General features: G+C 67.6%; 11 protein-coding genes. 3 read left to right on the top strand and 8 right to left on the bottom strand.

Annotation, left to right across the window (positions count from 1 at the left end):
- Positions 1 to 18 precede the first annotated feature (18 nt).
- Complete coding sequence (locus tag ACGFI8_RS33130) at positions 19 to 465, top strand: hypothetical protein (RefSeq protein WP_392810760.1); 447 nt, start codon at positions 19 to 21, stop codon at positions 463 to 465.
- A 3-nt stretch (positions 466 to 468) separates the two neighbouring features.
- On the opposite strand, the gene ACGFI8_RS33125 is transcribed toward ACGFI8_RS33130, so the two are convergent.
- The 4 genes from ACGFI8_RS33125 to ACGFI8_RS33110 form a co-directional block, all read right to left on the bottom strand.
- Complete coding sequence (locus ACGFI8_RS33125; RefSeq protein ID WP_392810759.1) at positions 469 to 1,425, bottom strand: hypothetical protein; 957 nt, start codon at positions 1,423 to 1,425, stop codon at positions 469 to 471.
- Positions 1,426 to 2,074: 649 nt separating this feature from the next.
- Positions 2,075 to 3,427 carry a serine/threonine-protein kinase gene (locus ACGFI8_RS33120; RefSeq protein ID WP_392810758.1) on the bottom strand — a complete coding sequence of 451 codons (1,353 nt, stop codon included), beginning with the start codon at positions 3,425 to 3,427 and terminating at the stop codon, positions 2,075 to 2,077.
- The gene (locus ACGFI8_RS33115; protein ID WP_392810757.1) at positions 3,424 to 4,083 is read right to left on the bottom strand and encodes a hypothetical protein; all 660 of its coding nucleotides are present in this window, start codon (positions 4,081 to 4,083) and stop codon (positions 3,424 to 3,426) included. Before ACGFI8_RS33115 ends, ACGFI8_RS33120 begins: the two co-directional genes overlap by 4 nt.
- Positions 4,084 to 4,397: 314 nt before the next feature.
- The gene (locus tag ACGFI8_RS33110) at positions 4,398 to 4,742 is read right to left on the bottom strand and encodes a hypothetical protein (RefSeq protein WP_392810756.1); all 345 of its coding nucleotides are present in this window, start codon (positions 4,740 to 4,742) and stop codon (positions 4,398 to 4,400) included.
- Positions 4,743 to 5,083: 341 nt separating this feature from the next.
- Between ACGFI8_RS33110 and ACGFI8_RS33105 the strand changes: the two genes are divergently transcribed.
- Entirely contained in the window at positions 5,084 to 5,539 is a 456-nt protein-coding gene (locus tag ACGFI8_RS33105) for a DUF2690 domain-containing protein (protein ID WP_392810755.1), read from the top strand.
- A gap of 19 nt (positions 5,540 to 5,558) precedes the next feature.
- Positions 5,559 to 7,061 (top strand): C40 family peptidase, encoded by a 1,503-nt coding sequence (locus tag ACGFI8_RS33100; protein ID WP_392810754.1) that lies wholly within the window; start codon positions 5,559 to 5,561, stop codon positions 7,059 to 7,061.
- A gap of 66 nt (positions 7,062 to 7,127) precedes the next feature.
- Here ACGFI8_RS33100 and ACGFI8_RS33095 read toward each other — a convergent pair whose 3' ends face one another.
- The 4 genes from ACGFI8_RS33095 to ACGFI8_RS33080 are packed head-to-tail and all read right to left on the bottom strand — an operon-like array spanning position 7,128 to position 11,870.
- The gene (locus ACGFI8_RS33095) at positions 7,128 to 8,858 is read right to left on the bottom strand and encodes a CocE/NonD family hydrolase (protein WP_392810753.1); all 1,731 of its coding nucleotides are present in this window, start codon (positions 8,856 to 8,858) and stop codon (positions 7,128 to 7,130) included.
- A gap of 24 nt (positions 8,859 to 8,882) precedes the next feature.
- Complete coding sequence (locus ACGFI8_RS33090; protein WP_392810751.1) at positions 8,883 to 9,821, bottom strand: MBL fold metallo-hydrolase; 939 nt, start codon at positions 9,819 to 9,821, stop codon at positions 8,883 to 8,885.
- A complete protein-coding gene (locus ACGFI8_RS33085; RefSeq protein ID WP_392810750.1) occupies positions 9,818 to 10,744 on the bottom strand; it encodes an alpha/beta hydrolase in 927 nt (308 codons plus the stop codon). The genes ACGFI8_RS33090 and ACGFI8_RS33085 overlap by 4 nt, the downstream gene beginning before the upstream one ends.
- A 4-nt stretch (positions 10,745 to 10,748) precedes the next feature.
- On the bottom strand, positions 10,749 to 11,870 hold the full coding sequence (locus tag ACGFI8_RS33080; RefSeq protein WP_392810749.1) for an FAD-dependent monooxygenase: 1,122 nt from the start codon (positions 11,868 to 11,870) through the stop codon (positions 10,749 to 10,751).
- Positions 11,871 to 11,873: the final 3 nt, after the last annotated feature.

Genomic DNA, 11,873 nt, shown 5'->3' with positions numbered 1-11,873 from the left:
GACGGGCTGGACTGCCCGGTGCAGGAGTACCCGGCGTCGATCATCCGGATTGGCCGGCACTGCTCCGTGGTGACCGAATCGTTCGCCGACCCCGCCGTCGACCTGCTGCTACGGCTGGCCGGCGTACACCAGGTCTGCTGGAGCGCCGCGGTGCTGTACGACGCCCGGCTAGGTCGCGAGCTGGAGCTGATCCGTCCCGAGGACCCCACGCTGAGCCTCACCACCCTGGAGCGCCAATCCGAGCGGATCCTGTCCACGTACCACCTGGTGCGGCTGTTCCGGCGCGCTACGGTGCTGGCCTTCACCTTCCTGAACCTGTTCAGCATCCTGCTCGGCGCGATGACGTTCGCCGCGCTGCAGTCGGTGACCGTGCGGACCGCCGCCGGCCTGGCGATGAGTCTGGCGTTGTTGTTCAACGTCCTCGTGTACGTCTACTTCCGCCGCCGCGCTGCCCGCCGCCGGTAGCGGTCAGTTGCCGTACGTGATGACCATCGGCTGAGGTTGCAGGGCCATCACTTCCTGTGGGGTCATCAGCCTGTGCTTCGACTCCAGCTGGTAGAAGATCTTGAATCCGCCGTACTTGAAGTTGCCGTACTGCTGCATGCTTTGGCCGACCCAGGCGGAGTACTGCTGTACCTTGAGCTCGATGTCGCCGGGCCAGCCGCCGACGGAGTCGACGTGGACAATGACGTCGACCCGGTCGTCGTTGACGAGGTTGCGCTTGTCGGCGATCAGCGCCTTGCTGGGATCGTACGGATCGGCGAGGCCGTCGCCGTCGGGGCGGTACTGGTGGATGAGGAACATCTTGCGTGGCACCTTGTACTCCTCCGGCATCGCGGCGACCGCCTCAATGAGCGGGTTGAGGTCGGACGCGCGGACGTTCGCCAGGTTTGTGCCGGGAATGCCGTTGCGCCGGGGGAACATCCACTCCGGGTCGACCGCGACGTGCACAAAGGGCAGCTTGAGGTACTCGCGGAAGGCGTTGAGCTCGGTGAGCGGATCCGTCCAGCCGAAGTTGAGGTCCAGGAACAACACCAGCCCGTTGGTACGGCAGAAATCGACGTAGCTGTCGATGGTCGCGTTGTCGACGTGGTGGCTGTAGGTGCCGGCAGACCCGCGGTATCCGTCGGGCACGCTGACCACCAGGTCGATCCCGGCGACGACGGGGTGCTGGGGGTCGAGGGCTTGATATTGCGCGGCCTGGTCTTTCAGCCGGGTGAGCATCGCCGGGCTGAGCTGGTAGGCCGGCCCGGTCGCCGCCGCGCCCGGCACCGCGTAGAACGCCACGATCCGGTTCTTCGGCAGCGGCGCGCCGACGCTCGGGTCGAACGTCGGCCTGGCCTGCTCCGGCGCCGCCGCGGGGGTCGCCCATGTATGCGGCTGGGTATGCGAGGTCGTCTGCGTAAGGTATCTGGCAACTGCCACGGTAAATACGATCCCGAGTGCCAGCAGCACGGCGATGAGCGCGGCAGATGCCTGTCGTCGATTGCGGATTGAAAACCGAGCGGGCAAGGGGACGGTGTCCTTTCGCGGAGTCATGGTGGCCGCCTCGAGCACGGGCCACATGTCCGCACAGTTCATGGCTCCCCCGGAGACGACCCCTGCCTCTCCACTCAGGACGACACCAAACATCCAGGTTCATCGTGCTTCGCTCGTTCGGGCCACGTTCTCACTACGTGCCAGCCTGTCGCTGCCGAACCGCTTCACACCCGCGGACCGGCGACGCCGCGGGCACCTCACCCGGGGCTTCGGTAGGTCGGCCGGACGACCGATCCTCCGGGTTGGCTGCGGCCCCGGGGTGACCATCGCGCTGTCCGACTACTTCATCAGTAGTCAGGCACATGCGGTCGGCAGATTGTGCGAGGATGGCATGCAGGGCCGCCGGATGCGTATGTCCACGACTCTGGCGGATGTTTTCCCAGTTCAGGGACTTTCCGCGAAGGCGTTTGCTCTCGGCGCCTGTGGTGGTGTGCGGAGCACGTTGATACCGGCGCGCCCGGCGACACCCTGACGTCGATCGCCGAACGTCAGGCAGCAACAAACCGGGCCGTCGCTGTGAGCCGACGGCCGGGCCTCATGAGGGACAGACCGTCAATTTGCTGGCGTCGTCCCGGGTGCGCACCGCGGGAAGCCACGCGTACCCGCTGGGCTCGACGTCCACGGCCACCCGGTACCAGGTGTTGGAGCCGACACCGTATTCGTCCGACACTCTGGTGGCGTCATAAACGACGCAGCTGGCGGCGAGCCGGTCCCCGTGTCGCACACGATGCTTGGACACGTTATCGGCGTCGTAAGGCTGGTGCGGATCGAGCGCCAGCCCCAGGCTGCAGCTGTACGCTGGGTCGTCGCGGCAGGACACCTCGGCGTTGTACACACGCAGCTGCACGGTCGTATCGGCCTGAGCGGGCGTGCCGTGATCGGCGACCGTCCACCAGACGCCTGCCGTCGCGGCGAGCGGGGCGAGCACGTAGACCAGCGATCGGACCCGCCGCGAGTCCCACGTCCGCGGCGGTCGCGCCTCATCCGCGAGCCGTCTGGCACGGTCGAGCAATTCGCGAGCAGATGGCCGGTTGACGTGGTCCGGGGTGAGGCACCGGACGATGAACTCGCGCCAGTCTTCGTTCAGGTCACTCTGCAGCCGGAGCGGTGTCCGACCCGCGGCGAACTCCTGGGCGGCCGCGGCGCGCGTACCGGCGGTGCCCCCGGCAAAGGGGAACGAGCCACCGGTGACAAGCTGGTACGCGGTGATGCCCAGCGCCCACACGTCGGCGCTCGTCCGCACCCGGACACCACGCTCACCCAACTGGTCGTCCCACCGCTCCGGCGGCGAGTAGTCCGTCGATCCCAGCGGCAGGCCGTATCCATGGGTGCCGTCGAGCTGCGTGACGAGACCGAAGTCGGCCAGCCGCACCGAGCCGTCGGCCGTGAGCAGGATGTTGGACGGCTTGAGGTCACCGTGCACCCAACCCGAGGAGTGCAGGTATTCCAGCCCTTCGCAGATCTGCGCGGTCAGCCGGGCCGCGTCGGGCAGCGGCAGTCGCGATGCAGCCTCATCGAGCAGATCCTGGAGGCTCTTCTCCGCACGCTCCATGACGAGCACGACGGCGCCGTCGAACTCGGTGTCGGGATCCTCGACCACAAGCGAGTGGTGGACCGTAATGAGGCGCTCGTGGGCCACACTCTTGCTGAAGGCGACCTCGCGCTGCGCCAGCTCCTGTATTTCGCGGAAGCGGCGCAGCCCTGACGGGCCGGTTGCCATGAACTTCAACGCAACATCGGCGGCGTGGGCCTCACCGTCGAACCGCCGCGCGGCGTACACGCTGCCGAAGTTGCCGGTGGCGATCGGCGCCGTCACCTCCCACGCTCCGACGCGGTAGCCGACCGGCACGCGTACAGCCCAACCCATGCCGGTTTCCGGCGCGGTCATCGCGTCACGCCCTGCACGACCGGCGCCTTCATTCGGGGGTGCGGCGGGAGCAGCGCGAGGTGCCGTTCCTCGACGAGGCCGAACCGTATGGCGACCGAGACCAGCGTCTCGCGCTTCCAGTCCAGCCGGCCATGCTGTGACGGCGATTTGACCCGGAGCTTGGTATCGGCGAGGTAGTCAATGTGGAAGCCGACCCCAGACGCGCTCACCTCCCGGTGCTTCGGGTGTTGGCGCAGACGCTCCACCACCTGCGGCGTGGTGGGAACGGCGACACAGGACAGATCGCGCAGTCGCGGCTCACACAGCGCCACGAGCACGAGGAAGTATGTCGCCTCTTCGTTGAGCGAGAACGGGCTGACGGTGCCCGCGCCCGGGCGTGACGGCAGCGCGTTCGTGTCGAGGTAGCTGTGGCTGGGCGCGTACACCTGAAAACTCACGCTGCCTGCGCGGGTCGCCAGCACCACCCGGCTGAATTCGAACGGAACAGGCGCGGACAACCGCCGCGGCGCGATGCGAATGTATTCGCCCGCACCCTCCGGGTTTTCCACCAGCAGGCTCTGCTCGGCACTGAGATTGCTCAAGTGCCAGTAGGTGTCGGTGGCCAGGATTTCGCCGGCCACTCGTGGCACGGCCGGATCCGACACGACGATGCTCACCGGACAGTCATCGACGCCCCGACCGAACCTGGCGGTCTCTCCCGCCGGCAACTGCAGCGAACAGGCCGCCCGTTGACCGATGGCCGGAACGTGCACCAGTAGTGTGCCCAACCTTGCCCCCGTTTCACCCGCATTCGATTACCCCGGCGCGGCACCGGAGCATCGAAGATAGCTGATCAGGGCATGCGAATTCCAGCCTTGGGGCACGGACTGCGAGTACCCCGACGCCCTCGTGGAGGTAGTCGCAGCAGGGGCCTCACCGCGCACGCTGAGCGTTGAGGTGCAGGTCGACACTCATCGTCGACGTGGGACCTCTACGAAGTAGATCTTGGAAGGGCCGCCTTCATGTCGATGTTTTGCGTCGTTTTGTCGGACCACCAGTTGCTGGTTTGTGAAGCGCCGCCCTTCGGCCTCGACCCTGCCCGCATCTTCACCTTTGTGTCGGAGCTGGCCCTAAACGCCGTTCCATAGTTTCGTCCACTGTCCAGTGTCCGCAGATCACACTGAGGCCAGTTCGCCCCGCCGTCGGTCGAGTAGTCGAGCCAGATCTGGTTCCCACTTGCCGAGGAGTCGAATTTCGTCCAGGCGTACTGGATGCCGCCGACATAACCCGACCACAGATACATCGTCTTGCCGCTGCCCACGGGCACCGTGAACACCGAACTCGTGTTCGTGGCGTTCGTTGGATCGACCGATGCTGGACAGCTGATGGCGGTGGTCGCGGCGGACGCTTCGACTGCTTCGGCGTGTTGATTGTGTCGCGCTCCGCCGGTGGCGGGATCCTGTGAGGCTCCAGGGTTGCGTAGGTAGCAACACTACGCGCTGACTAACCGTCCACTTCGGACACTTAAGCCGTCGGTACGTGAGATAACGCGCGCGGATCGCGGCTGTCCCTGTGAGGTCACAGGTACCGATTAGTCGCGCGCCCGACGAAGATCTCCGGCGTCACGTTTCCAACTCGTCCAGATGGGTGGCGCTGATGTCCGTTCCGATCAAATCCGTGAGATCCGCCGCCGTGGGAGTGTCGCTCGCGGTGCTCGCGGTACTCGCGACGCTGCTGTCCGGCGCCTCACCCGCGGCCGCGGCGAAGTGGTACTGCGGCAGTAGCTGCGTGGGCCAGAACCCGCAGACCTACCCGTCGTCGAACCCGTGCGGGACCGACGCCGTGACGGTGTCCACGTACGCCGGTTACGGCCGCACGCTGCAGCTGCGGTACAGCAACAACTGCGAGATGGTCTGGGCCCGCCTCTACGGCGCGAGCAACCAGGACAAGGTCGTGTTCGAGCGGTACGACGGCATCGGCGGCTACACCGCGGTCGCTGAGTGGGAGTACTTCACCGGCAACGACGAGTGGTCACGGATGGTCCAGGACCACAGCGTGGAGATCCGTGCCTGCCTGCAACTGGCCTGGGCGACCACCCCCGGCAGCCGGCTCGGCTGCACCGGCCGCTACTGAGGTGGACGAAAGAATGTCGATGCTCAAGCGACTCGCGCGGACCGGCGCGGTGCTGGCACTGCTGGTAGTGGTGACCGGCACGTTCGCGATCGCCGCGAAACCCGGCCCGGCCAGCGCCGCGCCGACCTGCAACGCGAAGGTGTCCGGCGCCGCGTCACAGGCGATGACCGCGGTGACCAAGGCCTGCCAGCAGATCGGCGTGCCGTACTCCTGGGGTGGCGGCCACGGGGCGACACCTGGACTGTCCTACGGCGCCTGCCGCGCGGACGTCGGCGCGCCGAACGACTGCCACGTCTACGGCCTGGACTGCTCCGGTCTGACGAGGTACGCGTATTACCTGGCGGTCGGCTCCGACGTCCTCGGCCGGACCACCGCACAGGACCAGTACTACTCGTCGCGGGCGGTCCGGCGGTGGGGGAAGTCCGACGGGACGGCCCCGCTACTCCCCGGTGACCTGGTGTTCTTCGGCACCTCCCAGAACATCCACCACGTGGCGATGTATCTCGGCCAAGGCTACATCGTCGAGGCGCCGCACTCGGGGGCGCTCGTCAGCGTCGCGTCGCTATCCAGCCACGGCGACTACTACGGCGCGATCCGCCTCTACAACCCGGGCGGCGGCACGCCTCCGCCGCCGCCCCCGCCGACGCCGAACCCGAACACACAACTCGTGGACACGTTCGCGAACGCGCCGACCTATGAGACGCCGAGCAGCACGACGCAGACCGGCACGCTGTACGCCGGCACCAACTACGTGTACTGCAAGGTCTGGGGTCGCCAGATCGGCAGTGGCAGCAGCTACAACCACTGGTGGCTCAAGACCGATCCGGACGAGGGTGCACCGAACCAGTTCGTTTCGGCGTACTACCTGAGCCGCTGGGGCAACGACGAGGCCAAGGACAACAGCGGCGTGGTCATCCGGGATTGCGCGCAGACCCCGCCACCACCACCGACGGCGACGAAGTACTGGGTCGATACGTTCGCCAATGCCGCCGTGTACGCCTCCGCGACCAGCACCACGCAGACGGGCACGCTGAACGGCGGTACGAACTATGTCTATTGCAAGGTCTGGGGTCGCCAGATCGGCAGTGGCAGCAGCTACAACCACTGGTGGCTCAAGACCGACCCGGACGTCGGACCGGCTGATCAATACGTTTCGGCGTACTACCTGAGCCGCTGGGGCAACGACGAGGCCAAGGACAACAGCGGCGTGGTCATCCCCGACTGCGCGAGCAGCCCGCCGCCGCCACCGGCCAAGTACTGGGTCGACACGTGGGACACCGTTTCGGTCTACGCTTCGGCGACCAGCACCTCCGTGACCGGCACGCTGTACGCCGGTACGAACTACGTCTTTTGCAAGGTCTGGGGTCGCCAGATCGGCAGTGGCAGCAGCTACAACCACTGGTGGCTCAAGACCGACCCGGACGTCGGACCGGCCAATCAATACGTTTCGGCGTACTACCTGAGCCGCTGGGGCAACGACGAGGCCAAGGACAACAACGGCGTGGTCATCCCCGACTGCTGACGACGCGCACGAACCGGCTGCCGCGCCCGCACGTCCCGGGCGCGGCAGCTGCCTGGACCAACATCGCTACCTCCTCTCCACCGCGGTGCGCGCCGTGAACGGCAGCACGAGCCGGGACCGGTGGGCGGCGTCGCGATAGATCTTGTGGGTGACGGGGCGCCCCACCGGCAGGTGGAATGCGTCCGGCGGCAGCAGCGCGTTGTGCGCGTCGGCGAGCGGTTCGTCGTTGGACAGCTCCACGACCAGGCGGTGGCCGGGGTTGAACGTCGCCGCGAACGGGTAGAGCCGCAGGACGTACTCCTCGATCTTCCCGGGCTCCACCGGCACGGCGCGGGTGTGCGGGTGGTACGGGTTGCCCTCGGTCGTCCGGTCGTCCAACTCGCGGTGCGATGCCTTGAGGAAGCCTGTGGTGATCAGCTGGCGGCTTCCGTTCGGGGCGACGTCCCACAGCCGCATGATGAAGTTCGTGTCGTCCTGGTCGATCTCGGCGAACAGGTGCGCCGCACCGGTGCCGATGAGCTCTGTGGGCTCCTCGAACGGCTCGGTGCTCCAGCTGACAGTCGCTACCTTGTCGGTCACCGTCAGCGGTGCCTGGTAGAAGCCGTCCGGGGCGGCGTGCTCGGCGCCCATCAGCTCAGGCTCCGGGGAGAGCTTGTGGCGCGGGCGCAGATACAGCGGCCTGTACTCGATCTCTTTCGGCGGCCACTGCGCTGCGGTGACCACCTCACGCGAGCCCTCGACGAAGACGCTCACGGCCGGCTCGTCCATGATGCCGTTGTCGATGCCCTTGAGCCAGTACTCGTACCAGCGGAACATCGTGTCGTGCTCCTCGATCCAGGGGCGCGACTGCATCGGCGGGTAGGAGCCGATGTCGAGCTTCTTGGGACCCTTCAGCACGTTGAACAGCTCGATGTGGCCGTCCACGGTCCAGCCGCGGCCCTGGTCGATCTGCAGATAGACCGGTATGTCGATGTTTTCGGCCAGCGTGATGGGGTTGCGCTCCTCGTACCACTCCCCGTCGAGGTTGTTCATCACGATGTCGAACCAGAACTCGCGGTGCTTCGGGTACTTCAGCACGTGCACGAGGTTCGGCCACGCGGCCACGTCCGGGTCCGCCAGGCGCTCGGCGACGAGTTTCTTGAGCTCCTCCGGGGAGTAGACCTCCCGCATGCGGGACTTGACGTTGGTGTGCGCGATGCCGGAGTCGCCACCGCGTCCCTCGCGGGCAGCCCGAGGCATGAACCACATGATGCCGCCGTGGTAGGTGGTCTCGTAGAAGTCGAAATGGCCGCCGCTGACAAAGATCGCCTTCAGGTGTGGCGGCCGCTCGGCCGCGGCGAGCACCTGCATCGACCCGAAATAGGAGATGCCGATCATGCCGACGTTTCCGTCGCACCACGGCTGCTCGGCGACCCACTCGATGAGGTCGTACAGGTCCTGGCCCTGGGCAACGCCACCGAAGTTGTAGTTGCCGATCATCACGCCGCCGGAGTCGCCGGTGCCACGCATGTCACCGATGACGTGGACGTAGTCCTCCTTGACGACGCGCGCGATGTCACCGGCCTCGATACAGCCGTCCCACATCGGGCTGGGGCGACGCTGCGGCGGCGTGGTGAGGGCGAGGGCCTGCAGCTCCTTGCCGTAGGCGCTCATCGCGATCAGGGCCGGCCGCGGCTTGTCCTGCGTGCCGTGGTAGGCGTCGACGGCGAGGGTGACCCCGTCGCGCATCGGCACCCGCAGGTCCTTGCGGACGGCGATCGTCTGCTCGCCCGCCTGGATCGTCTGGAAGTCAGCCATGAGTGCGAAGTTCCTTGTCCACTCTCACGAGTTCTGGTTGAAGTTCGTGCGGTAGCCGTGCATCGACGTGAAGAACGGCGACGGCTCGAGCGTGGGGTCGCCGGTGTAGCCGAGCTCATCGGCGACCGGGGCGAACGGGGAGTACGGCGAGTCCGTCTCCTGCAGTCCGTCCTGAAGGCAGCGGCAGGCCGCGTCGCTGACACCGGCCTCGATGTCCAGGCTCCCCTGGATCGCCTCCCGGGCCTGGTCGGCGTCGAGCTCGACGCCGTACGGCGTGCCGTCTGCGCGGCGGTACGGGTGCCCGAGGTACAGGTGCTGCGGACGGATGTCGTCGCGCAGGTACTGCAGGCTGGCGCGGTACGCGACCGGATCCACATAGCCGGGGAAGCCGTTGGCGGCCCCATGGACCTGGACGGCGTCGCCGACGAACACCGAGCGCTGGCCGTCGATCACATAGGCCACCGATCCGGGCGTGTGGCCCGGGATCGAGCGGACGGAGACGGTGACGTCGCCGCCGAGCGAGAGGGTCTCGCCGCCCTGGAGCAGCATGGTCGGCTCCATCTCGCCGGAGATGACCGCATTGGCCGCGGCCGTCACCTTCGCCTCGCCGCCGGGGTCGTTCAGGTACCGCGCCCGACCGTGGAGGTACTCATCCACGTGCGCCCGGCGCGAGCGCAGCATCGCGACGTCGGCCTCGTGGATGACCACCTGCGCGCGCCGGCCGGTGAGCTCCCACAGGGCGTAGGCGCCGCCGACGTGGTCGATGTGACCGTGGGTCAGCAGGATCCAGCGCACGTCCTCGATGCGGCACCCGATGGCCTCGAGCGCGGGGGCCATGCCCGCGGCGGGCGAGGAGGCGATCCCGGTGTCGACGATGGTCGGCTCGGGGGCGTCGATGAAGAAGCTGTACAGACCGAACCGACCCCACGGCGAGACCAGGGGATGAACGTTCACGTGCGTCATGAGTCGCTCCGCAGCAAGGCGGCCGTCTCCTCGAAGACCCGGTGGTACGCCGGGATCCAGGAGAAGTGCTGCACGAATCCGTGGCCGGCGCCCGCGTAGCGACTCACCGTGGCGTCGACTCCGGCCTCCTTGAGCCGCTGGCCGTAGCGTTCGCCCTCATCGCGCAGCGGGTCGTACTCCGCGGTCACGATCAGCGCGGGCGGCAGCCCGGTGAGGTCGGCCCGCTTGATCGGCGAGACCAGCGGATCGGCGGGGTCGGCGCCGCTTTCGAGGTAGAAGGCGTTGAACGGCTTCAGCCCAGCCGTCTCCAGGCCGTAGCCGGCGGCGTTCTCGCGCAGCGAGGCGTAGCGATCGACGTCGAAGTCGAGATCGAGTGAGGGGTAGAAGAGGACCTGGTGCGTGATGCGATCGAATCCCTCGTCGTGGGCCATCGCGGCGACGGCCGCGACGAAGGTGCCGCCCGAGCTGTCACCGGCGATGGCGAGAGTGGCGCCGTCCCAGGCAAGGCGCTCGCCGTTCTCGGCGGCCCATCGCACCACCGCGTGGCAGTCCTGGAGGCCGGCCGGGAAGGCGGCCTCGGGCGCCCGGCGGTAGCCGACGGAGACGACCTTGCACCCGGTCTCCTTGGCCAGCGAGCGCGCGACGTGGTCGTGCGTGTCGAGGCTGCCGAGGAAGAAGGCGCCGCCGTGAAAGTAGACCAGCAGGCCGTACGCCTCGGCGTCGACCGGCGTGTAGATGCGCACGGGGATCTCGCCCGTCGGAGTCTGCGCCGTGGCGTCCTCGACCGAGTGGAGCGGCAGGCGCTCCCGCATGGGAGGCACCTGCACCTCCTCGGCTGCGCGCATGGCGACTGGGTCGAGCGGACCCTCGGGCGGGGCCGGGAGGCTCGCCAGGACCTTGGCGATCTCGGGGTGCATCGCCATCGCGTCAGGCCGCCTGCGGCTGCTGGGACGCGGGCTTCTGCCCGGGGAAGACTTCGTTGACCTCATCCTCGCTCCACCCCTGGCGCGAGATGCGCTGCAGCTCGTCGGTCACCGGCTTGCGGGTCGCCTGGTAGAGGGCCATCGCTTCCTTGACGGAGTCGGCCTGGGCAAGGGCGTCGGCGAGGGCGCCGGCGTCCATGATCGCCGAGTTGGCGCCCTGGCCCTGGTGGTGCAGCATGGAGTGGGCCGCGTCGCCGACGAGGACGACGGAGTGCGAGTGCCACGTGTCGACCGGGTCGATGTCGTAGACCGCGCGAACGTTCGCAGCGTCCATGTCGAGGTCGCGGGTGATGTTCACGATCCGCTCGTCGAAACCCTCCACCGTCGCCAGGAGATCGTCCTTCGTGACCTGGGGCGCCCAGGTGCTGTCCGGGCACAGGGCGGTGATGTCGAACGAGACCTGGTTGCGGTGGCGCAGCGGCAGGAAGTACACCTTGGTGCCCCGGCCGATGTACATCCGGAGGTTGTCGTCGACGCACATCCCGTAGGCGTCGTCGGCGGAGATCACCGCGCGGTAGGCGTGCTCACCGGAGAACACCGGGCCCTTGTCGCTGAAGAGCTGCTGGCGCACCACCGACTTGATGCCGTCCGCGCCGACGACCAGATCGGCCTCGACGGTCGTTGCGTTGGCGAAGGTGAGGACGGAGTGGTCGCCCTGGTCCTTGATGGTCTCCAGCTTGTGGCCGAGGTGCACCATGCCCTCGGGGAGCACGCCCACCAGTGCATCGATGAAGTCCCCGCGGTGGATCAGGTGGGTCTTCGCGCCGAAGGTGTCGATCTCCGGCCACGCCTCCTTCATGATCGGGTCGCCCGTGGCGGTGAGGATCTCGAAGTAGTCGCTCGGCGAGCTCACCTTGGCGATCGCGTCGAAGATCCCCCACTGGCGGAACCGGTCCATGGTGGAGGGGCGCAGGCCGATGCCGGCGCCAACCTCGCGGATCTGGTTCGCCTGCTCGTACACGTTGACATCGGCACCGAGGAGCGAGAGCGCCTTGGCCGCCGCCGCACCCGCATACCCCGCGCCGACGATGGCGACGTTCAGGTTCTTGAGGTCTGAGGTCTGCATGGT

The sequence above is a fragment of the Dactylosporangium sp. NPDC048998 genome, from assembly GCF_043197855.1.
Taxonomy (GTDB): Bacteria; Actinomycetota; Actinomycetes; order Mycobacteriales; family Micromonosporaceae; genus Dactylosporangium.
This window is presented reverse-complemented; position numbering and strand designations above follow the sequence as displayed.